Here is a 20,808-nt window from a genome sequence, read left to right as displayed (position 1 = left end):
CTCACCCGGACAGCCTAGGAGTGCACGGCTCTCCTGGGGGGGACGCCCCGGCCGCAAACACTCGCAGCTCAGAAGGTCAGCAGCATCCGAGTGTTGCCAAGCGTGTTCGGCTTCACCCGATCCAGGTCGAGGAACTCGGCGACGCCCTCGTCATAGGACTGGAGCAGTTCGGCGTAGACGGCCGGGTCGACCGGGGCACCTTCGATCACCTCGAATCCGTGGCGCGCGAAGAACTCGGTCTCGAAGGTGAGGCAGAAAACCCGCTCGACGCCAAGGTCCCGAGCCCGATCCAGCAGCGCCCTGACCAGCGACGACCCGACGCCATGTCCCTTCGCCTCCGGGTCCACCGCGAGCGTACGGATCTCGGCCACGTCGTCCCACATCACGTGCAACGCGCCGCAGCCGACCACCTGATCGTCGACCTGTGCCACCACAAACTCCTGCAGCGATTCATAATACGACACCGCGGGTTTGGGCACGATCGCGCGCGAATCCACGTACGGCGCCGTGACCTGGCGAATGCGGCGTACGTCCGCGGCGCGCGCGGACCGAATGCGTACGGACGAAATGCTCACCGGGACACGCTAATGGACCGGCCCCTCGGCGCACACAGACCCTGCAGGTACGCGCAAACCCTGCAGGTGAACCTGCAGGGTTTGCCTAGATGCAGCGTTTGGAACCGGTCGGCTCAGCTGTCCTTGCCGAGCTCGACGCCACCGATTGCTGCGGTCTCCGCCTCGAGGGTGTCGGGGGCCTTGGCCCGCGGCGATCCCTTGAAGGTGAAGGTATCGGTCTTGCCATCACCGGTCGCATCGACCAGCACGATCTCGCCGGCTCCGAGTTCGCCGTAGAGCAGCTTCTCGGACAGCTGGTCCTCGATCTCGCGCTGGATGGCGCGGCGCAGCGGCCGAGCACCGAGCGCGGGGTCGTAGCCACGCTTGGCCAACAACTGCTTGGCCGCGGGCGTCAACTCGATCGCCATGTCCTTGTCCTTCAGGCGCTCGTCGAGGTTGGCGATCATCAGATCGACGATCTCGACGATCTCGTCCTGGCTGAGCTGCGGGAACACGATCGTGTCATCGACACGGTTCAAGAACTCGGGGCGGAAGTGCTGCTTCAGCTCCTCGTTGACCTTCGAGCGCATCTTGTCGTAGCCGGTCGCAGCGTCGTTGCCGGACGCGAAGCCCAGCGAGACGCCCTTGGCGATATCGCGCGTTCCCAGGTTCGTCGTCATGATGATGATCGTGTTCTTGAAGTCCACGACCCGGCCCTGAGAGTCGGTCAAACGGCCGTCTTCCAGGATCTGCAACAGGCTGTTGAAGATGTCCGGGTGGGCCTTCTCGACCTCGTCGAACAGCACCACCGAGAACGGCTTGCGGCGCACCTTTTCGGTGAGCTGACCGCCCTCTTCGTAGCCGACGTAGCCCGGAGGGGAACCGAACAGCCGCGACACGGTGTGCTTCTCACCGAACTCGGACATGTCGAGGGTGATCAGCGCGTCGTCGTCGCCGAAGAGGAACTCCGCCAAGGCGCGGGCGAGCTCGGTCTTACCGACACCGGTCGGACCGGCGAAGATAAACGAACCACCGGGGCGACGCGGGTCCTTCAGACCAGCGCGGGTGCGGCGAATCGCCTGCGAAAGGGCCTTGATCGCCTCGTCGTTGCCGACGATCCGCTTGTGCAGTTCGTCTTCCATACGCAGCAGGCGAGCGGACTCTTCCTCGGTCAGCTGGAACACCGGGATACCGGTGGACGCAGCAAGCACTTCGGCGATCAGTTCCTCGTCGACCTCGGCCACGATGTCCTGGTCACCCGACTTCCACGCCTTCTCGCGGGCAGCCTTGGCGTCGATCAGCTTCTTCTCGTCGTCGCGCAGCGAGGCTGCCTTCTCGAAGTCCTGACCATCGATCGCCGATTCCTTCTCCCGACGAACATGAGCGATCTTCTCGTCGAACTCGCGCAGGTCGGCGGGGGCCGTCATCCGGCGGATGCGCAGGCGAGCGCCAGCCTCATCGATGAGGTCGATCGCCTTGTCCGGCAGATGGCGGTCGTTCACATAGCGATCTGCGAGATTGACCGCGGACACCAGGGCACCGTCGGTGATCGTGACGCGGTGGTGGGCCTCGTAACGGTCACGCAGACCCTTCAGGATCTCGATCGCGTGCGGGATCGAGGGCTCCATCACCTGGATGGGCTGGAAACGACGCTCAAGCGCCGCATCCTTCTCGATGTGCTTGCGGTATTCATCCAGAGTCGTCGCACCGATCGTCTGCAGTTCCCCGCGGGCGAGCATCGGCTTCAGGATCGACGCAGCGTCGATCGCACCTTCGGCGGCTCCAGCACCCACCAGGGTGTGGATCTCGTCGATGAACAGGATGATGTCGCCACGGGTGCGGATCTCCTTGAGCACCTTCTTCAGGCGCTCCTCGAAGTCACCGCGGTAGCGCGAACCAGCAACCAACGACCCCAGGTCGAGGGTGTAGAGCTGCTTGTCCTTCAACGTCTCCGGAACATCGCCACGAACGATGTCGGCAGCAAGGCCCTCGACGACGGCGGTCTTGCCGACGCCGGGCTCCCCGATCAGCACCGGGTTGTTCTTGGTGCGTCGAGACAGCACCTGCATGACCCGCTCGATTTCCTTCTCGCGCCCGATCACCGGGTCGAGCTTGCCCTCGTGAGCGGCCTGCGTCAGGTTGCGGCCGAACTGGTCAAGGACGAGCGAGCCAGCCGGCTGGCCGGCCTCCGGGCCGCCCTGGCCAACGCCAGCGCCGGCCTTCTCGGCACCCTTCTCGCCCGATTGGAAGCCGGAGACGAGCTGGATGACCTGCTGGCGCACGCGCGGCAGGTCGGCACCCATCTTCACCAGCACCTGGGCCGCGACTCCCTCGCCCTCGCGGATGAGGCCGAGCAGGATGTGCTCGGTGCCGATGTAGGAGTGGTTGAGCTGCAGACCTTCGCGCAGCGACAACTCCAGCACCTTCTTGGCCCGCGGCGTGAAGGGAATGTGGCCGGACTGCGGCTGATTGGAGGGGCCGATGATTTCCTGCACCTGCTCGCGGACGGCCTCCAGCGAGATCCCGAGCTGCTCCAGGGCCTTGGCGGCCACACCTTCGCCCTCGTGGATCAGTCCGAGCAGGATGTGCTCGGTGCCGATGTAGTTGTGATTGAGCAGGCGGGCTTCCTCCTGCGCGAGCACCACCACACGGCGAGCACGGTCGGTGAACCGTTCAAACATTGTTGTCTCCCTCGGCTGACTACTCGTCGATGCTAGTCGCAGCGCCTGGCCCCGGGACGGTGTTGCCACCGCGACCGTTTCCTGGCTCCACTGCTGGCTCCACGATCTCTGCCGGGGACAACGCCAGGTGTGCGCCACATGTTCCATTTCGCGATTACGCGCAGAGCGGAATCTGTCCGTACCTAGGATGCGGCCATGGGGTGGATGGTCGTCGACGCCTTCGGATCAACGATTCGGGTAGACGTCGCGCAGGGGGCGAGTGAGCGGCTGCGCGAGCAGTGGTCACGCTGCTTGGTCGACGACACACGCCTGCACGACGCGACCGTACGACATGAGCCGGGATCGGCTCTCGAGCGCGACTACCCGCTCTCGACGGCGGTCACACTGGCTGCGATCACCGCGCAAGCTGGCCGCACCCTGATGGTCCACGCCTGCGGCGTCGCCGATCCCACCAGTGGCCGCGTGGCAACCCTGGTGGCAGCCTCCGGCACCGGGAAGACCACCGCGGCGCGAACCTTGGCCACTGCCGGCCTCGGCTACGTCAGCGATGAGACCGTGGCGATCGACGCGGAGGGAACGGTTCGGCCCTACCCGAAGCCGCTGTCACGCGTAGTGGATCCGCAGCAGCCTTATCGCAAGGAGCAACTTTCCCCCGACGAGCTCGGCCTCGCAGCCCCGCCATCCGGCCGCCTGGTTCCCGGGCCGTTCGTGCTCTTGCGCCGCGACCCGCTGCGCACCGCCGGGCCCACGCTGGCGCCGATCGACTTGATCGACGGAATGCTCGACATCATTCCGCAAACCTCGGCGTTGCCCTCGATGGCAACCCCGCTCGCCACGCTGGCGGGGGTGCTTGCCGCCGGCGGCGGAGCCTTCGCGCTGGATTATGCGGAGTTCAGCCAGTGCACCGAACTGATCCGCGATCTGCTCGCCCAGAGCAGCGAAATCGCCTCGGACGTCGAACACTTGCCGCCATCGCCGAAGCTGCGACTGAGTGGCGAGCCCGCACCGCTGCCCGGCGAGGACGCCCTGTTGCCCGGGGTGGAGCTGCGCCGCGCGGTTTATACCGACGCGGTCATGCGGGACGGCCGAGTGCTCACCCTGCACGGTCCGCGAGTGTCGCTGCTGGGCGGCATCGGCACCATCCTCTGGCTCGCCAGCGAGCGGTTCACCTCGCTGTCCCACCTGCGCGATTTGTGTGTCGCCGAGGCTGGCGACCACCCCGACGCGGATCGTCTTGTCGGCGCAGCTGCGCTGGAGCTCTTCCGAAACGGAACCCTGATCGCTCGCTGATCAGACCGCTTCGCCGCGGGCCTTCTTCGCCCGGTCGACGCTCTGTTGCAGCGCCGCGAGCAGGTCAACGACCTCACCCTCGGTCTCAGCAGGCTGCTCCGGGGTCTTGACCTCGCCGCCTTCGAGTTTCGCCTTCACCACCGACTTGACCGCTTCCTCGTAGTCGTCGGTGTAGGCCTCGGGTTCGTAATCGCCGGCGAGCGATTCAACCAGCATGTGAGCCATCTCCGACTCGGCCTTCTTGATCGGCTGCTCTTCCTCCAGCACTCCGAACTCGGCAGCGCGCACCTCGTCGGGCCACAGCAGCGTCTGCAACACGATGACATCGCCGCGCACTCGCAAGCAGGCCACCGTCATCCGGGTGCGCAGCGACACGGTCACCAACGCCATCCGGTCGGTCTGTTGCAGAGCCTCGCGCAACAGCGTGTAGGGCTTCACCGCGGATTTGTCTGGTTCGAGGTAGTAGGACTTGTCGAGATAGAGCGGGTCGATCTGTTCGGCCGGCACGAACCGGTCGACCGCGATCTCTTTGGTGGTGCTGATCGGCAGTTCGGCGAGATCCTCATCGGTGAGGACGACCATCTCACCTCCCTCGGTCTCGTAGCCCTTGGCGATGTCGTCATAGGAGACCTTCGCGCCATCAATCGCGCACACCCGCTGGTATTTGATGCGGCCGCCATCCTCGCGGTGCACCTGACGGAACTGCACGTCGTGGTTCTCGGTGGCGGAGTAGAGCCGCACCGGCACGTTGACCAGTCCAAAGGAGACTGCGCCCTTCCAAATCGCTCGCATTGTGCAAGATTGCCTCATGCGCCCGATGCTCGCCACCACCGCCGAGTCGCTACCGACCGGAGCGCAGTGGTGCCACGAGGTGAAATGGGACGGCATGCGCGCCCTGCTCGACGTCCGCGACCACCACGTACGGGTGTCGACCCGCACCGAACGCGACGTCAGCGTTGCCTTTCCCGAACTGGTGGCGCCGGGCGGCGGACTGACCGATTTCGAGGACGTCCTGCTCGATGCAGAGATCGTCGTGATGCGTGACGGAGTGCCCTCGTTCGCCGCGTTGGCCGAACGTTTCAACGTCGTCGACGCCGCGACTGCAGCGAACCTGGCCGCGACCGCACCCGTCACCGCGATGGTCTTCGACGTGCTGCGGGTGATGGGCAGCCCGGTGACCTCCCGCAGCTGGCGCGCCCGCCGCGACCTGCTCGACGGCATCGGGCTCGGTTCGAAGTGGCTGTCTGTTCCGCCGTTCTTCCACGATGGTTCGGCGCTACTGGATGCGACGGCTGATCACGGCATGGAGGGCATCGTCTCCAAACGCGTCGACTCGCCTTATCGCCCGGGCGTGCGCAGCGCCGACTGGCTGAAGACGGTCCACCGCCGAACCGCGTCGTACGTCGTGGTGGGCTGGCGACGCGAGCGCGGCGGATCCGCGCTGGGCGCGGTGCTGCTCGCCGAACCGACCGCCGGCGGTCTGGTCTATCGCGGACGGGTCGGCTCGGGTCTGGGTGGGCGCCGTGGCGTCCTGCTGATGCAGCAGCTCCTCCCGTTGCGCCGGGAGGATCCACCGTTGGTTGACGCGGTGCCGGCCGAGGACGCTCAGGGGTGCATCTGGGTCGAGCCCGTCGTGATCGCCGACGTCGACTTTCACGGGATCTCCGAGGCCGGTCGATTGCGGCAACCAGCCTGGCGAGGGGTGCGGGCCGATCTCGATGTCGATGCGTTGCAGGAGCATGGCAATGGCTGAAGAAGCGCTCACCGTTGAGGTCGAGGGCCGGCGACTGGCCGTCTCGAATCTCGACAAGATCCTTTACCCCGCGACCGAGACCACCAAGGGTGAGGTGTTGCACTATTACGCCACCGTGGCGCCGGCGCTTCTGCCACAACTGGCCGACCGACCGGCCACCCGGATCCGTTATCCACACGGCGTCGACGGAAACAACTTCTTTGAGAAAAACCTCCCACCGGGCGCACCAACCTGGCTGCGTTCGGTGACGATCGGATCGCATTCGGCGCGCGGATCACGAACGGGCGCCGATTCGGTGACCTATCCGATCATCGATTCATTGGCGGCGCTCACTTACATCGTGAACCTCGCCTCATTGGAACTACACGTTCCGCAATGGCGAGTTCAAGACGACGAACCACAACCCCCCGACCGCCTCGTCATCGACCTTGACCCGGGGGCACCGGCTGGTTTGTCGGAGTGCGCGACCCTCGCGCTCGCTTGCCGAGAGCGCCTCGCGGCGCTCGGCCACCCGCGTACGGTCCCGGTCACCTCGGGCAGCAAAGGCCTTCAGCTCTACGCCCCGTTGGACGGATCGCGCAGCAGCGAGCAGGTGCGCGACGAGATGCGCGAGTTGGCTCAAGCCCTCACTCGCGACCTGCCTGATCTGGTCGTCTGGAAGATGACCACCAGCCTGCGCAAGGGGAAGATCCTGCTCGACTGGTCGCAGAACACGGCGGCAAAGACCACCATCTGTCCCTACTCCCTGCGCGGAAAGACGCGACCTACCGTGGCGGCGCCGCGGCATTGGGAGGAGCTGGAACGCGAATCGGCGCAGCCCGGGAGGCTGCGCCAACTCGATGCCGAAGACGTTCTCGATCGGCTGGAGTCCGACGGCGACCTGATGGCTGACTTGCTGAAGGCTTAACCAGGCTGCCGTCGGACTGAAGCGTCAGTGTGCGGCGGCGTAGGCCTCTTGCACCTCGCGCGAAACGCGGCCACGGTCGCTGACCTTGTAGCCGTTGTCGCGACCCCAGACACGCATCCGGTTCAGTTCGTCCTTGTCGCCGCCGGTCGGACGCGACGCGGCGCGAACGCCACTGCGGCCGCCCTTGACCTTGCGGCCCGCGCCGACCCATTGCGCCAAGTCTTCACGCAACCGAGCGGCGTGAGCTGCGGAAAGGTCGATCTCGTAAAAAACACCGTCGAGACCGAATCCCACGGTCTCTACGGCGTCGCTGCCATCGATGTCGTCGATGAGCTTGATCTGCACTCGCTGGGCCATGAATTCTCCTGATCACCACGTATGCGAATGAGAATTGCGGCGCAATCCTCGATAACTGGGAGCAAATCTAGCATTGCGCGTTGGCTAATTCATGCGCGCCGGCTCAACTCACTGCGGATCAGCAGGAGATTCCGCGGACGTCTTTTCGCTGAGGTCATGCGCGTTCTCCCATTGCGCCTGCGCAATGCGTTCGCGCCGGTCACCCTCGAGAATGTGCTTCATGATCACGTAGAAGAGATAGAGCACCCCGATCGAGGGGAGCAGGGTTGCGATGTAGGGCCACACGAGAACCAGAGTAAGCCGCGAGCCCGAGAACTACCTCAACGGCCGGTCTGCGGAACCACCGGCAGCGCTCCCCCGCCGGGGCCCACCTGCATCGGCATGTTGTCGATCAATCGGGTGGTGCCGACGCGCGCGGCAACCGCCAGAAGGGCCGGGCCGTTGTACCACTCGGGCACCTCCTCCAGCGTGGTCGGATGCACCAGCACCAGGTAGTCAACGGCCGCGAGCGGTTCGCGAACGAGCACGTCTCGGGAAGCCCGGCGTACGGCGGCCGGACCCGCGGGTGCCATCCCGGCGCCGGCCCGCAGGGCCGCCGACAGGCTCAGCGCGACCTCGCGGTCAGAGGCGGACAAGTAGGTGTTGCGGCTACTGAGCGCCAGGCCGTCGTCCTCACGCACGGTGGGGACAGCGACGATGTCGATCCCGAAGTCCAGGTCGCGCACCATCCGCCGGATGAGCAGCAGTTGCTGTGCGTCTTTCTGCCCGAAGAACGCCTTGTCGGCCCGGGTCAGGTGAAGCAGCTTGGCAACGACGGTGAGCACCCCGTCGAAGTGGCCGGGGCGCGACGCACCCTCCAGCACGTTCCCCAGCGGCCCGGCGGACACCCGCACTCCGGGCTCACCGTCGGGATAGACCACATCCGGAGTCGGCGCGAAGACCAGCGACGCACCCTCGCGCTCGCAGATCTCGACATCGGAGTCGAAGGTGCGCGGATAGCGCGAAAGATCCTCGCCCTGAGCAAACTGCAACGGGTTCAGGAAGACCGTCACGATCACATGGTCGACCTGCTGCTTCGCCTGCTCGATGAGCTGGGCGTGGCCGCTGTGCAGGGCGCCCATGGTCATCACTGCGCCGACGGTGCCACTCAGGCCCGCTCGAGCCTCCCTGAGCGCGTCGCGGGTCTGGGCGACCGTAATCTTCGGCTGCGTCATCGGTTCTCCTCATCGAGCAACTCGCGCATCGGGCCGACGCTCTCTGCCGGTATCGCACGGCGCCGGGCTGCCCGCTCCACAGTGGCGCGAGCCATCGCACGATAGGCCATCGCGACGTCGTCGCTTCCCTCCAGCACCCGCAGGTGCGCGCGTACGGTGCCGACGTCTCCGCGCGAGACCGGGCCGGTCAGCGCTTTGTCGCCACGCTCCAGCGCGTTGTTCAGGGTCGCTTCGAGCAAGGGGCGCAGCAGCCGGGAAGGCTCCTCAACGCCAACATCGCGCAACAACTGCTGGGACTGCGCGACCAGGGTCACCAAATGGTTCGAGGCATGGGCCAGAGCGGCATGGTAGAGCGGTCGCTCGTGTTCGGTGAGCGGAAACGGGTCCCCGCCGATGTCGAGCACCATCGCTTCACCGACCAGTTGCAGACCGGACGAGCCGGTGACGGCGAACGGGGTGCCCTGCAACCGCTCTAGGTCCTTCGGGCCGCCGGTGAAGGTCATCGCCGGATGCATCGCGATCACGTCGCCCCCAACATCGAGCACGCTGTGCAGCGCCTCGACACCGTGGAAGCCGCTGGTGTGGACAACGAGTTTGCCTGGCCCCCAGGCTTTTTCGGACGCCAGTCCGTCGACCAGTGGCACCAACGTGTCGTCGGGAACGGTCATCAACACCACCTCGGCCGCAGCAACGACTTCGGGGACGCTGCGTACGGGCGTCTGCGGCAGTAGCAGGGCCGCCCGTTCGAGGGAGGCATCACTGACTGCGCTGCAGGCGACGACCGAGTGGCCGGCCGCGGCGAAGGCCGCGCCGAGAACGGCGCCGACTCTGCCGACACCGACAACACCGATTCGTAGCTTCGGGGGTCCGTCCATCACGAACGACGACGTTAGTCGCAGGGCCGTCTACGGTGGCGCCGTGGTGCACTCCGAGACAGCGGGACGAACCGTGGCTGCGGCCTGGCAGGACGCGTTGTACGGCCCCGACGGCTTCTATCAGAACGCGCAGGGGCCGGCCGCTCACTTCGCCACGTCGACCCAGGGGATCCCCGGCGTCGTCGAGCTCCTGGCTGAGTTGGTCATCGCCCTCGCGCGCCGCGAAAACATCGGACGAATTGTCGACTTTGCCTGTGGCAGAGGAGAACTCCTACACCAATTGCGTCTGGTCGATCCCACTCTTGACCTCACCGGCGTCGATATCGTCGAACGCCCGACGGGCCTGGTGGAGTCGATCGGTTGGGTTCGGTCGCCCGGCGGCGGGCAGTTGCCGACTGAGCTCGACAACCTGACGGACACCCTGCTGCTCGCCCACGAATGGCTTGACGTGGTGCCGTGCGACCTCTTGGTCGACGATCACCTGATGACGGCCGACGGGTCCCTGGGGACGAAACCGTCATCCACACAACGAAATTGGGCGACAGAACACTGGCCCACGGCCGACCCGGCTGAGGTGGTCGAGCTCGGCGACACCCGCGACGCTGCGTACGCCGCCCTACGCGGACGGTTGTCGTCGGGGCTGTTCGTCTGCGTGGACTATGGCCACCTTGCCGGCGAGCGCCCACCGGTTTCGACCCTGACCGGGTTCCGGGACGGGCGTGAATGCGAGCCGCGGTTCGACGGAAGCACCGACATCACCGCTCATGTGGCCATGGACTCCCTCGGGGCGGACGAGCTGATCCGTCAGGCAGACCTGGCCAATACGTTGATCCTCCGACCCGAACGACCCGATCACTCTCTGGCACAACGAGATCCGCTGGCGTATATCGCCTCGCTCCGCCGCCGTGGGGCCTGGTCAGCGTTCACCGATCCGGCCGGCCTCGGCGGGTTCTGGTGGTCGCTGGAGCGCGTCAGCTCGCGATCTTCGGGCGCAGCGAAGCGATGATCTTATTGACGTCGTCGTCGGGCATCTGACCGGCGACGACGTCACGCTCGATCAGCAACAGGGTGGACACGCCGTTCGCCCCATTGCTGAAGGCGATCGTTCGAATCTCCGACTTCGGCGGGTCGCATTGCTTCGGGTCACCGTTGCCGGTGTCGACGGTCAAAACGGACTGCACCGCGGTGATCTTCCCGCCACCCACCTTCACGGTGGTGGTCTTCGTCGGCGTACGCGAGGCCATCGTCTTCTTGTCCTTCTTCAGCGCCAGCAAATCAGCCGTGTCGCTCGCCACCGACGGGGCGGCTTCGGCCGGTTCCCGGGTTCCGATGTTGACGAAGCCGAGAAACGCCTTCTGGGCGAACTTGTAGGTCGAGCAGAACCCCTTGTCGAAAGTGCTGGGAGAGCTCGCCACGACGGTGGGTCGGTCCACTCCCGCGGGTGCTTCATAGCCGATCAGCGTGTCGACGCTCGCGGTCTTGTATTTCGCGGACTTGGGAACGTCGTAGGCGGCCCGCGCCTTCGTCGAACCGACAACGGTGACCCACCCGGGCTGGGTGACCGCGCCGTAGCGCTGGGCGTTGACCACACTGCTCGGTGTTGTCGTCGGGCTGGACGTCGTCGACTCGGACGAACCGGACGAACCGGAGGTCGTACTCGAGGTGCTCGAGGTGCTGGAGGCGGGCGTCGAGGAAGATGAGCCGACAACCTCTTGGCTGTTGTGGGTCACGGCGTATGCGGCAACCGCAGTTGCAGCAACCACGACGGCCGCGATGCCAGCCCCGATGGCCCACCGCTTGTTACCGCCACCCCCGCCGTCGCCAGACCCATTCGGCCCGGTATCGGCAAGATAGCGCTCGTAATAACGGTCTTGCGGCGAACCGCTCCCCTGCTGCTCAGTCACCTCTCCACGTTACCCAGACTCTGCTGATCAGCTCACCTTCGGCCGCAACGAGGCAATGATCTTCGTCGTGTCGGCTTCCGGCATCGGGCCGCCGGGGACGCCCAGTGCGCGGACGATCCAGAGCATCGGCCACCGAGGGCGCTGCCTCGGCCGGCTCGCGGGTGCCGATGTTGACGAACCCGAAGAACGCCTTATCCGCGGCCTTCTCGGTCGCGCAGAATCGGGCGCCGTACGTGCTCGGGGCTGTTGCGATGATGCTCGGGCGGTCGACTCCCTCGGGCGAGTCGTAGCCGACGTCCGTGTTCACCCCCAGGAATTTGTACGGCGTTGTTGGCGGCAGATCGTAGGCCGCCATCGCCGTAGTCTTGCCGGCGACGGTGCGCCACCCCGGCTGGGTGGGCGCGCCGTAGTCGCGGGCCATCGTCACGCTGGGCCAGCCTGCAGTTCCGGCCAGCGGGTGGTTCAGGGGTCGGCGCAGGGAGATAGCGGTCGTAATACTTGTCCTACGGCGACCGCGACCTGTCCCCTTGCTGCTCGCTCACCCCTGCACGCTACCGATCGCGTCGCCCCCGGTGATGACTACGGACGACTGGCAGACTGGCCCCATGGCGTACACCCGGACCACCGCGACCGTCGGAGCCAGCGGCTTCACCAGCACCGACATGGTGCTCAACGTCGGCCCGCAACACCCGGCGACCCATGGTGTCCTGCGGCTGCGACTGACCCTCGACAACGAGTTGATCAAGTCGGCGGAACCGATCATCGGCTATATGCACCGCGGCGCCGAGAAGCTGTTCGAGGTTCGCGACTACCGCCAGATCATGGTGTTGGCCAACCGCCACGACTGGCTCTCGGCGTTCAGCAACGAGATCGGCGTGGCCCTGACCGTCGAGCGGATGCTCGGCATGGACGTTCCGGTGCGCGCCACCTGGACCCGCACCCTGTTGGCCGAACTGAATCGCGCGCTCAATCACCTGATGTTCCTGGGCTCCTACCCCCTGGAGCTGGGCGCCATCACCCCCATCTTCTACAGCTTCCGCGAGCGCGAAGAGCTGCAGGCCGTCATGGAGGAGATCTCCGGCGGGCGGATGCACTACATGTTCAACCGGGTCGGCGGCCTGCGCGACGACATCCCGGCCGGTTGGCTCGGCCGCGTCACCGAGGCGGTTGCGGGCGTACGCCGCCGGTTGCCGGACCTGGAGGCGCTGCTGGTGGGCAACGAGATTTTGGCCGCCCGCACCCGCGGGGTCGGAACCCTCGATATCCCGACAATCAAGGACTACGGCGTCAGTGGGCCGATCGCCCGCGCCAGCGGGCTCGACATCGACCTGCGACGCGACCAGCCCTACCTCGCGTACGAGGAGTTGTTCGCTCCCGGCGGCCCTGGACGGGTAGTGACCCGCAGCGCCGGCGACTGTGAAGCCCGACTGCAGGTCTTGCTCGAACAGCTCCACGTCAGCCTCGACCTCGCCGATGCCTGCGTCGATCGGTTGCGGTCGCTGCCTGCCGGACCGGTGAACGTGAAGCTGCCGAAGGTGCTCAAAGTGCCCGAAGGCAGCGACTATGTGGCGACCGAGAATCCATTGGGGTTCAACGGCTATTACCTCGTATCCCGCGGTGACAAGACGCCGTGGCGATTGAAGTTGCGCTCGGCATCGTTCAACAACGTCGCGGTGCTCGGCTCGGTCCTGGAAGGCACCTTGGTCGCCGACATGGTCGCGATTCTGGGATCAATGTTCTTCGTCGTGGGTGACATCGACAAATAGATTCCCTCTGTTCGCGGGTGCAAACGAGAACACTCCGGTTAGTGTGGCCACACCCAAATTACTGTTCAGTTGGCCCCTTTGCGGCCAGAGGAGATTCCATGAGCACCTCCAGCAACCCCCGTCACTCTGCCCGCACCGCCGGCCGTCGAACCCTCGCCGGAGTCGGCGCACTCGGCCTCCTGGGTGGCTCCGTCATGGTCGGCCTCGGCGCGCTGACCAGCTCGGCCAAGGCTGACACTGAGCTCGTCTACACCTGCCAGACCGCGGTCGGTCCGCAGGACATCACCGTCAACATCGGCACCGATGCCCCGGCGACTGCGACCGTGGGCGACTCGGTCACCATCAGCAAGATTTCCGGCAAGATCACGATGGGATCGGGCCTTGCCAACGCGATGGCTGGATTCCTCGGCTGGGTCGCAGTGTCCGGGTCGACCCCGAATGACACCGTCCTTGCCGGCCCCGGCGGCACCACCGTCTACCCGGTGAACCTCATCACCGCCAAGACCACGATCTACGGTCCGGGCGGATGGACGAACGACGGAACGTACGGTGGCTTCAGCACCAACGGTGGAACTCTCGTCCTGCCGCTGACAGCCTCGATCGACCAGACGGTCACCGCTAGCGCTGCTGGCACCTACACCGTTTCGGCGCCGGACACCTTCACCTCCGCCATCACCGGCTACAAGGCTGACGGCACTCCGACCGAGCTGCCCACCCCGTGCACCTACAAGAGCGGCAACAAGGTCGTCGACACGATCATCGTTTCGGACGCTGCTCCGACCACCACGGCGCCCACCACGACGGAGCCCACCACCACCGCCCCGTCCACCACGACGGAGCCCACCACCACCGCCCCGTCCACCACAACGGAGCCCACCACCACCGCCCCGTCCACCACGACGGAGCCCACCACCACCGCCCCGACCACCACCGGCGGCCCGACCACCGGTCCGTCGACGCCGAGCACGGTCCAGACCGATGGCGGCACCTCCGGTGACGGCATCAACCTGTGGACCGTCGGTGGCGTCGGCGCTGCTGCTGCAGGTCTGGTTGCGCTCGCCGGAGCGGCCGTGTCGAACCGCCGCGAGGACTGATCCACGCCGTGCGAACCGGTCGTCGAGCTTCATTCCTGGTTGCCGCCCTGGCGTCCGCGGGCTTTGTGTCCGTGGCCGCCGGGTGCGGTGACGGGTTTGCTGGCTCGGCGACCGGTTCGTCGTCCTCCAGCTACGCCGTCGCGCCCTACCCGGGGTCGCTGCCGACCACGTCCACGGGCAGCGCGACATCGCCCGCAAGCGCCGGCTCCGCCAGCGGTTCGTCCGGTGGAGCGACCAACGGGATCTCATCCGCAGCCACCGGCCCCTCGGGTAGTTCCTCGGCTGGGTCGAGCAGCAGTTCGTCCAGCTCCACCAGGTCTGGCGGCAAGAGCGTCGTCAACCCGCAAGGCTCCCCGACCCGGGTCTACGTCTTCAACAGCGCGGGCAAGACGATTGTCAACGCCTCGTTGCAACCGACCTATCTCGACTCCAAGGGCGTTCTGGCACCGCCGAGCGGAACCGCCGGCTGGTACGCCGAACAGGGCTGGGCGCTGCCCGGCAAGACGGGTGCGGCGATCCTGGTCGGCCACGTCACGTACAACAACCGGCCTGACACGTTCTACAACCTGCTCCAGGTCACGTCAGGCAACAAGATCATCGTCGCGTACAACTCAGGCCAGCAGGTTGAGTTCACCGCCACCGCCTCGCGCGCCGTATCGAAGGCGCAGGTTCCCAAGGACGGCACGATCTGGGCCGCCTCGTCGAAGACCCCGGTCCTACGCCTGATCACCTGCGACCCGAATACCCCCATCAAGGGTGGCCACTTCGAAGGCAACTGGGTCGTCTGGGCCAACCCGGCCTGAACTCCTCGAGGCGTTCGTCCAAGAGTTGGCTTCGGCCATCCCACTGACCTTCCCTCGAGGTCGGCGACGGCTAGAGCGCGCTCGCTCCGCCGCGCCGGTCGTCGTCGTTATCGTCGTCGGGGTCGATCCGGCACCACCCCTGGACCACCAAACCAACCGCGGTCATCGCTGCGGAGGCCACCACTGCGGCGGTGGCCGCAACCGCGATTGCGCGCAGACGGTCCGAGTCCAGGTTGCCCAGCGCGATCAGGACGTGGGCCGCGTAGAAGCCGCCCAAGGCCGCGCCGACGAGGGCGCTGGCTTGGGCCGAGATAACGATCCGCCGGGCCTGCTGTGGCTGCGGCATCCGGTTGCTTTCGTGACGGCGGTATTGCCGGATTTGCCAGCCCCCGACCAGCACCAGCGCGCCGATCAACACCTCGACCGCCACGGTGAACCAGTTGACGGTCGGCAGGATGTTGCCCTGGCCGGTCCACCACCGCAGCAGCCCATAGGCAAGAACGAACGCCACGCCCGCCGTCGGCAGCACGTGTTTGAGCGCAATCCCCTTGCTGGGCATCACGATCCGACCGGGCGTACGCCGTCAGTGTCGACCCGGTCAAGCAGGTCAACGATCGCGGTAATCCCGGAGGGCGTGCGGACCTGCGCGCCGGGGTCGACACTCGACCACGGCACCAGCACGAACCCTCGTTCGTGAGCGCGCGGGTGGGGCAGGGTGAGTTCGGCGGTATCGCTGCGCAGGTCGCTGTCGTCGGCCGGCTCGCCGACCTGAATCAGATCGAGGTCGAGAGTGCGGGCGCCCCAACGGATTTCGCGTGTCCGGCGATGCCACGACTCGATCCGGTGCAGGTGATCCAGCAGGTGCAGCGGGGCGAGCCGTGAACGGGCGATGACGACGGTATTGAGGTAGTCCGGTTGCTCCGGGCCACCGACCGGATCGGTCTCGACCCGGGGCGCGACGGCGATGACCTCGATGCCGTCGGTGCGGTCCAAGGAGGCGATCGCGGAGCTGATCGTGGCTTCTCGGTCGCCGAGGTTCGCGCCGATCGCGATGACGACCTGGCGATCCTGCTCGCGGCGTACGGTCACCGCCGGACCGCCGAGGGCGGCGTCGTGGAACGGCACCCCGGCCGGCGCCTGCGGCTTGTGGATGGTGACGGTGACGCGCTCGGCCTCCGGCCGACGCAACACCTCCGCAGCGATCCGCTCGGCGAGTGTTTCGATCAGGTTGACCGGCCCGTCGAGGAGGATGCGATGAGCCGCCTGGGCGATGTCGGCGTAGCTGATCGAGGCGGTCAGATCGTCGGTCTCCCCCGCTCGGCGCAGATCGATGTCGAAACCGATGTCGGCGATGAACCGCTGCGGTTGGACTTTCTCGGCGGCGAGCACACCGTGGCAGGTGGTCACTTCGAGCCCGGTGATCGCGATGTAGTCGCTCATCCCGGCGATCCCGCCCGCGCCAACGCACTGACGACGTCACAAGCCGCCAACGTTGACCTTGGTTCGTGGACCCGGATCGCCCACACTCCGGCCTGCGCAAGGATCACGCTGACGGCCGCGGTGGCCGCGTCGCGATCGCCGGCCGGGATCGGCTTGTTGTCCAACGACCCGGGGGTGGCCAGGAATGACTTGCGCGAGGCACCCACCAGTAGCGGATGACCCAGGGTCTTGAACTGCGCTACCTCGCTCAGCACAGTCCAGTTCTGCGCGGCCGTCTTGGCGAATCCGAGCCCCGGGTCGAGCGCCAGCAGTTCGGGTCGAAGGCCAGCCTCCAGCAGCGCGTCACGACGCGCGGCGAGCTCATTGCGTACGTCCTGCACGACGTCGTCGTAGCGGGTTCGGCTCTGCATGTCGTGGCTGTGGCCGCGCCAGTGCATGGCGACGTAGGGCACCTGCGCCTGGGCAACGGTGACGACCATTGCGGGGTCGGCCAGGCCGCCCGAGACGTCATTGACGATCGTGGCGCCGGCTTCCACGCACGCGGCCGCGACTGATGCGCGCATCGTGTCGACCGAGATCGGCGCAACGTCGACCAAACCGCGGACTACCGGCAGCACTCGATCGAGTTCTTCCTGCGCGGAGGGGCGCACGGCTCCAGGACGGGTCGACTCGCCACCGATGTCGAGCAGATCGGCACCCTGCGCGATCAACTCGCGACCGTGGGCGATCGCCTGTTCGGCGTCGGACCAGCGTCCGCCGTCGGAGAACGAATCGGGCGTCACGTTCACCACGCCCATGATCAGCGGGCGATCAGCGGGACGCGCCGGCAGGCGCACCGGCACAGTGGTCATCGCCGGCGTTCGACCGTCATCAGGCTCATGGCCTCGGCGCGGGTCGCGGGATCGCGCAACTGCCCTCGTACGGCGGAAGTCACGGTGGAGGCGCCCGGCTTGCGGACTCCGCGCATCGACATGCAGAGGTGTTCGCACTCAACGACCACCAGCACGCCCTGCGCGTCGAGGTGGGTCACCAGGGCGTCGGCGATCTGGGTGGTCAACCGCTCCTGCACCTGCGGGCGACGGGAGTAGAGGTCCACCAGCCGGGCGATCTTCGACAGGCCAGTGACCTTGCCGTCCTTGGCGGGGATGTAGCCGACATGGGCGACACCGTGGAACGGGACGAGGTGGTGTTCGCAGGTGCTGTAGATCTCGATGTCCCGCACGATGATCAGCTCGTCGTGGTCAATCGAGAACGTCTTCGAGAGAACTTCCGCAGGATCCTGAAACAGACCGGCGAAGGTCTCCGCGTAGGCGCGGGCGACCCGTTCGGGAGTCTCACGCAGCCCCTCGCGGTCAGGATCTTCTCCGACCGCGATCAGCAACTCACGGACGGCCGCGGCCGCCCGCTCTTGGTCAACTCCCCTGGGGGTCGACATAGCCACCGTCGGGGATTTCCACGATCGCCTGCGGCGGGTGGACGTTGGCGAACTCCTCCTGCTTCTCCAGGTCGACGCCCTGGGCGAGAGCGCGCTTCTCGGCGTCGGTCAACACCGGGCCGCGATCGCTGACCCCGCGGTGTTGGCCGGACAGCCAGACCTCGCGGCGCGGGCGACGACGGATGTCCTGGAAGAGCACGGCGAGCTCGTCGGCGTTCAGGGTCTCCTTCTCCAGGAGCTGCAACACCAACTTGTCGAGCAGGTCGCGGTTCTCGTTCAGCGCCAACCAGGCCTCGTCGTGGGCGGCCTCGATCAGCTTGCGCACCTCTTCGTCGACAATGCCGGCGAGCTGTTCGGAGTAGTCACGCTCGTGGCCCATGTCGCGCCCGAGGAAGACCTCGGAGTTGCCCGATCCGAGCTTTACGGCGCCGATGCGCTCGCTCATCCCGAACTGGGTCACCATCTGACGGGCCATCCCGGTGGCCTTCTCGATGTCGTTCGACGCGCCGGTGCTGGGGTCGTGGAAGATGATCTCTTCCGCCACGCGGCCACCGAGGGCGTAGGACAACTGGTCGAGCAGCTCGTTACGGGTGGTCGAGTACTTGTCGTCGATCGGCAACACCATCGTGTAGCCCAGCGCGCGACCGCGCGGCAGGATCGTGATCTTGCTGACCGGCGCCGTGTGGTTCATCGCCGCGGCCACCAGGGCGTGACCACCCTCGTGATAGGCGGTGATCTTGCGTTCCTTGGCGCTCATCGCCCGCGTCTTCTTCTGCGGACCCGCAATCACGCGGTCGATCGCTTCATCGAGCGCGCGGTTGTCGATGATCTGTGCGTTGCTGCGCGCGGTGAGCAGCGCAGCCTCGTTGAGCACGTTAGCCAAGTCGGCACCAGAGAATCCGGGGGTGCGACGGGCGACCGTCAACAGGTCGACGTCCGTCGCCATCGGCTTGCCCTTGGCGTGGACCTGCAGGATGTGGTGGCGACCGGCCATGTCGGGGGCTTCGACCGAGATCTGACGGTCGAACCGGCCCGGGCGCAGCAGCGCCGGGTCAAGGATGTCGGGGCGGTTGGTGGCCGCGATCAGGATGACGTTGGTCTTGACGTCGAACCCGTCCATCTCGACCAGCAACTGGTTCAGGGTCTGTTCGCGTTCGTCGTGACCGCCGCCCAGACCGGCGCCGCGGTGGCGGCCGACGGCGTCGATCTCGTCGACGAAAATGATCGCCGGTGCGTTGGTCTTGGCCTGCTCAAACAGGTCGCGCACTCGGGAGGCGCCCACGCCGACGAACATTTCGACGAAGTCCGAACCCGAGATCGAGTAGAACGGCACTCCGGCCTCACCGGCAACCGCGCGGGCCAGCAGCGTCTTTCCGGTTCCGGGCGGGCCATAGAGCAGAACGCCCTTGGGGATCTTGGCGCCGACGTCGAGGAACTTCTTCGGCGCCTGCAGGAAGTCCTTGATTTCTTCGAGTTCTTCGACCGCTTCGTCGGCTCCAGCGACATCGGCGAAGGTGACCTTCGGCATGTCCTTGGTGGCCAGCTTGGCGCGGGACTTGCCGAACTGCATCACTCGCGAGCCGCCACCCTGACTCTGGCTGAGGATGAACCAGAAGACACCGAGAACCAGCAGCAGCGGCAGGAGGGTGAACAGCAACGACACCAGGACGTTCTGCTTGGCCGGGTCGTCGGTGTAGCCCTTGCTCGGCGGGTTCGCCTGGAGCGACTGCACGATCTGACTGCCACGCGCGTCGACGTAGTTCGCCTGAATCTTGGTGGCGTCCTTGACGCCTTCACCCGTGTAGGCCTTCTTCAGCGTCAGGTTGATCGTGTCGGGGGTGAGCTTCACCGACTCGACATTGTTCTGGCTGATCTGGGTCTGGGCAACGGAGGTGTCGACCTTTTGATACCCACCGACATTGCCAAGGGTGAACCAGAGGAAACCGATGGCAACAACGATGAGGATCCACAGGCCGGGGCTGCGGACGAGACGCTTGGCTTTCATGTACGTGCGGGGCGAGCCCCGTTCCTCCTGCTCGGGTGGGCGTTCGACGCGTTCGACGCCAGAAACACACAGACGCTACAACGGCCGCAACGGGTGCGGCACGTGCGGTCCATCATCGCAGGCATAACGCACGCGCCCGCTGTTGTGTTCCGCTGGCTACTGCTCAGGAGTACATATGGGGAGCGAGCACCCCGATGTCGCGAAGATTGCGGTACTTCTCATCGAAGTCCAGGCCATAGCCCACAACGAACTCGTTCGGGATCTCGAAGCCGACATATTTGCAGTCGATCTCGACCTTCGCGGCGTCCGGCTTGCGCAGCAAGGTGCAGATCTCCAGCGAGGCCGGGTTGCGCGACAGCAGGTTGCTGCGGATCCAGTTGAGGGTCAGGCCGGAGTCGATGATGTCCTCCACGATCAAGACGTGGCGGTCGGTGATGTCGGTGTCGAGGTCCTTGAGGATCCGCACCACTCCGGAACTCTTGGTGCCCGAGCCATAGGACGACACCGCCATCCAGTCCATCGGCGCGCTGCCGGGCAGTGCGCGCATCAGGTCGGCCATGACCAAGATTGCGCCCTTCAGGACACCAACGAGCAGGACGTCCTTGTCGTGGTAGTCAGCCCAGACCTGCTGCGCGAGTTCCTCGAGGCGCTGGTGGATCTGCGCCTCGGTGTAGAGGACATGGTCGAGGTCGTCACCGAGGTGGGAGGAGTCCATGCACCTATTGAACCT

General features: G+C 66.2%; 22 protein-coding genes. 7 read left to right on the top strand and 15 right to left on the bottom strand.

Annotated elements, in window-relative coordinates; all coding sequences use genetic code 11:
- Positions 1-68: 68 nt before the first annotated feature.
- Complete coding sequence (locus tag ACYU98_RS13320) at positions 69-575, bottom strand: amino-acid N-acetyltransferase (protein ID WP_460468699.1); 507 nt, start codon at positions 573-575, stop codon at positions 69-71.
- Positions 576-688: 113 nt separating this feature from the next.
- On the bottom strand, positions 689-3,235 hold the full coding sequence (locus ACYU98_RS13315; RefSeq protein ID WP_460468698.1) for an ATP-dependent Clp protease ATP-binding subunit: 2,547 nt from the start codon (positions 3,233-3,235) through the stop codon (positions 689-691).
- Between the two features lie 195 nt (positions 3,236-3,430).
- Here ACYU98_RS13315 and ACYU98_RS13310 point away from each other — a divergent pair, with 195 nt between their 5' ends.
- A complete protein-coding gene (locus tag ACYU98_RS13310; RefSeq protein WP_460468697.1) occupies positions 3,431-4,525 on the top strand; it encodes a hypothetical protein in 1,095 nt (364 codons plus the stop codon).
- Here the strand turns inward: ACYU98_RS13310 and ku are convergent, their stop codons facing one another.
- The gene (gene ku, locus ACYU98_RS13305) at positions 4,526-5,317 is read right to left on the bottom strand and encodes a non-homologous end joining protein Ku (RefSeq protein ID WP_460468696.1); all 792 of its coding nucleotides are present in this window, start codon (positions 5,315-5,317) and stop codon (positions 4,526-4,528) included. It abuts the gene before it with no gap.
- 16 nt (positions 5,318-5,333) lie between these two features.
- On the opposite strand from ku, the gene ACYU98_RS13300 reads away from it, so the two are divergent.
- Together ACYU98_RS13300 and ligD are read left to right on the top strand one after the other, a co-directional pair.
- The gene (locus tag ACYU98_RS13300) at positions 5,334-6,278 is read left to right on the top strand and encodes an ATP-dependent DNA ligase (RefSeq protein WP_460468695.1); all 945 of its coding nucleotides are present in this window, start codon (positions 5,334-5,336) and stop codon (positions 6,276-6,278) included.
- Positions 6,271-7,185 (top strand): non-homologous end-joining DNA ligase, encoded by a 915-nt coding sequence (gene ligD / locus ACYU98_RS13295; protein ID WP_460468694.1) that lies wholly within the window; start codon positions 6,271-6,273, stop codon positions 7,183-7,185. The genes ACYU98_RS13300 and ligD overlap by 8 nt, the downstream gene beginning before the upstream one ends.
- Positions 7,186-7,209: 24 nt before the next feature.
- On the opposite strand, the gene ACYU98_RS13290 is transcribed toward ligD, so the two are convergent.
- From ACYU98_RS13290 to ACYU98_RS13275, 4 genes are all read right to left on the bottom strand, one after another.
- Entirely contained in the window at positions 7,210-7,542 is a 333-nt protein-coding gene (locus ACYU98_RS13290) for a histone-like nucleoid-structuring protein Lsr2 (protein WP_460468693.1), read from the bottom strand.
- Between the two features lie 108 nt (positions 7,543-7,650).
- A complete protein-coding gene (locus tag ACYU98_RS13285) occupies positions 7,651-7,827 on the bottom strand; it encodes a hypothetical protein (protein ID WP_460468692.1) in 177 nt (58 codons plus the stop codon).
- Positions 7,828-7,862: 35 nt separating this feature from the next.
- Positions 7,863-8,756, bottom strand: coding sequence for a pantoate--beta-alanine ligase (gene panC / locus ACYU98_RS13280; protein ID WP_460468691.1), 894 nt, complete (start codon positions 8,754-8,756; stop codon positions 7,863-7,865).
- Entirely contained in the window at positions 8,753-9,631 is an 879-nt protein-coding gene (locus tag ACYU98_RS13275; protein ID WP_460468894.1) for a Rossmann-like and DUF2520 domain-containing protein, read from the bottom strand. The genes panC and ACYU98_RS13275 overlap by 4 nt, the downstream gene beginning before the upstream one ends.
- 43 nt (positions 9,632-9,674) lie before the next feature.
- On the opposite strand from ACYU98_RS13275, the gene ACYU98_RS13270 reads away from it, so the two are divergent.
- A complete protein-coding gene (locus ACYU98_RS13270) occupies positions 9,675-10,637 on the top strand; it encodes an SAM-dependent methyltransferase (RefSeq protein WP_460468690.1) in 963 nt (320 codons plus the stop codon).
- Here the strand turns inward: ACYU98_RS13270 and ACYU98_RS13265 are convergent.
- Together ACYU98_RS13265 and ACYU98_RS13260 are read right to left on the bottom strand one after the other, a co-directional pair.
- Positions 10,603-11,535, bottom strand: a complete 933-nt coding sequence (locus ACYU98_RS13265) for a hypothetical protein (protein ID WP_460468689.1) — start codon at positions 11,533-11,535, stop codon at positions 10,603-10,605. The two genes, ACYU98_RS13270 and ACYU98_RS13265, sit on opposite strands and share 35 nt — an antisense overlap.
- Positions 11,528-11,962: a hypothetical protein gene (locus tag ACYU98_RS13260; protein ID WP_460468688.1), complete on the bottom strand. Its 435-nt coding sequence runs from the start codon at positions 11,960-11,962 to the stop codon at positions 11,528-11,530. Before ACYU98_RS13260 ends, ACYU98_RS13265 begins: the two co-directional genes overlap by 8 nt.
- Positions 11,963-12,140: 178 nt before the next feature.
- On the opposite strand from ACYU98_RS13260, the gene ACYU98_RS13255 reads away from it, so the two are divergent.
- The 3 genes from ACYU98_RS13255 (at position 12,141) to ACYU98_RS13245 (ending at position 15,198) form a co-directional block, all read left to right on the top strand.
- The gene (locus tag ACYU98_RS13255; protein ID WP_460468687.1) at positions 12,141-13,301 is read left to right on the top strand and encodes an NADH-quinone oxidoreductase subunit D; all 1,161 of its coding nucleotides are present in this window, start codon (positions 12,141-12,143) and stop codon (positions 13,299-13,301) included.
- A gap of 98 nt (positions 13,302-13,399) precedes the next feature.
- Positions 13,400-14,395, top strand: coding sequence for a DUF6801 domain-containing protein (locus tag ACYU98_RS13250; protein ID WP_460468686.1), 996 nt, complete (start codon positions 13,400-13,402; stop codon positions 14,393-14,395).
- Between the two features lie 8 nt (positions 14,396-14,403).
- Positions 14,404-15,198 (top strand): class F sortase, encoded by a 795-nt coding sequence (locus tag ACYU98_RS13245; protein ID WP_460468685.1) that lies wholly within the window; start codon positions 14,404-14,406, stop codon positions 15,196-15,198.
- Between the two features lie 70 nt (positions 15,199-15,268).
- Here the strand turns inward: ACYU98_RS13245 and ACYU98_RS13240 are convergent, their stop codons facing one another.
- The 6 genes from ACYU98_RS13240 to hpt form a co-directional block, all read right to left on the bottom strand.
- Complete coding sequence (locus ACYU98_RS13240; RefSeq protein ID WP_460468893.1) at positions 15,269-15,757, bottom strand: DUF3180 domain-containing protein; 489 nt, start codon at positions 15,755-15,757, stop codon at positions 15,269-15,271.
- Complete coding sequence (gene folK, locus ACYU98_RS13235; RefSeq protein WP_460468684.1) at positions 15,757-16,638, bottom strand: 2-amino-4-hydroxy-6-hydroxymethyldihydropteridine diphosphokinase; 882 nt, start codon at positions 16,636-16,638, stop codon at positions 15,757-15,759. The genes ACYU98_RS13240 and folK overlap by 1 nt, the downstream gene beginning before the upstream one ends.
- Complete coding sequence (gene folP, locus ACYU98_RS13230; protein WP_460468683.1) at positions 16,635-17,489, bottom strand: dihydropteroate synthase; 855 nt, start codon at positions 17,487-17,489, stop codon at positions 16,635-16,637. Before folP ends, folK begins: the two co-directional genes overlap by 4 nt.
- Complete coding sequence (gene folE, locus ACYU98_RS13225) at positions 17,486-18,073, bottom strand: GTP cyclohydrolase I FolE (RefSeq protein WP_460468682.1); 588 nt, start codon at positions 18,071-18,073, stop codon at positions 17,486-17,488. Before folE ends, folP begins: the two co-directional genes overlap by 4 nt.
- On the bottom strand, positions 18,051-20,078 hold the full coding sequence (ftsH, locus tag ACYU98_RS13220; RefSeq protein ID WP_460468681.1) for an ATP-dependent zinc metalloprotease FtsH: 2,028 nt from the start codon (positions 20,076-20,078) through the stop codon (positions 18,051-18,053). Before ftsH ends, folE begins: the two co-directional genes overlap by 23 nt.
- Positions 20,079-20,241: 163 nt before the next feature.
- Positions 20,242-20,793 carry a hypoxanthine phosphoribosyltransferase gene (gene hpt / locus ACYU98_RS13215; RefSeq protein ID WP_460468680.1) on the bottom strand — a complete coding sequence of 184 codons (552 nt, stop codon included), beginning with the start codon at positions 20,791-20,793 and terminating at the stop codon, positions 20,242-20,244.
- Positions 20,794-20,808: the final 15 nt, after the last annotated feature.

This window comes from Calidifontibacter terrae (assembly GCF_054778835.1).
The sequence above is the reverse complement of the archived record's forward strand: the minus strand, read 5'-3'. Positions and strand labels throughout refer to the sequence as shown.

Coding starts and splice junctions, on each gene's coding strand:
- ACYU98_RS13315 (WP_460468698.1), bottom strand. CDS start 3,235: ATGTTTGAACGGTTCACCGACCGTGCTCGCCGTGTGGTGGTGCTCGCG.
- ACYU98_RS13310 (WP_460468697.1), top strand. CDS start 3,431: ATGGGGTGGATGGTCGTCGACGCCTTCGGATCAACGATTCGGGTAGAC.
- ku (WP_460468696.1), bottom strand. CDS start 5,317: ATGCGAGCGATTTGGAAGGGCGCAGTCTCCTTTGGACTGGTCAACGTG.
- ACYU98_RS13300 (WP_460468695.1), top strand. CDS start 5,334: ATGCGCCCGATGCTCGCCACCACCGCCGAGTCGCTACCGACCGGAGCG.
- ligD (WP_460468694.1), top strand. CDS start 6,271: ATGGCTGAAGAAGCGCTCACCGTTGAGGTCGAGGGCCGGCGACTGGCC.
- ACYU98_RS13290 (WP_460468693.1), bottom strand. CDS start 7,542: ATGGCCCAGCGAGTGCAGATCAAGCTCATCGACGACATCGATGGCAGC.
- panC (WP_460468691.1), bottom strand. CDS start 8,756: ATGACGCAGCCGAAGATTACGGTCGCCCAGACCCGCGACGCGCTCAGG.
- ACYU98_RS13275 (WP_460468894.1), bottom strand. CDS start 9,631: ATGGACGGACCCCCGAAGCTACGAATCGGTGTTGTCGGTGTCGGCAGA.
- ACYU98_RS13255 (WP_460468687.1), top strand. CDS start 12,141: ATGGCGTACACCCGGACCACCGCGACCGTCGGAGCCAGCGGCTTCACC.
- ACYU98_RS13250 (WP_460468686.1), top strand. CDS start 13,400: ATGAGCACCTCCAGCAACCCCCGTCACTCTGCCCGCACCGCCGGCCGT.
- ACYU98_RS13240 (WP_460468893.1), bottom strand. CDS start 15,757: ATGCCCAGCAAGGGGATTGCGCTCAAACACGTGCTGCCGACGGCGGGC.
- folK (WP_460468684.1), bottom strand. CDS start 16,638: ATGAGCGACTACATCGCGATCACCGGGCTCGAAGTGACCACCTGCCAC.
- folP (WP_460468683.1), bottom strand. CDS start 17,489: ATGACCACTGTGCCGGTGCGCCTGCCGGCGCGTCCCGCTGATCGCCCG.
- folE (WP_460468682.1), bottom strand. CDS start 18,073: ATGTCGACCCCCAGGGGAGTTGACCAAGAGCGGGCGGCCGCGGCCGTC.
- ftsH (WP_460468681.1), bottom strand. CDS start 20,078: ATGAAAGCCAAGCGTCTCGTCCGCAGCCCCGGCCTGTGGATCCTCATC.
- hpt (WP_460468680.1), bottom strand. CDS start 20,793: ATGGACTCCTCCCACCTCGGTGACGACCTCGACCATGTCCTCTACACC.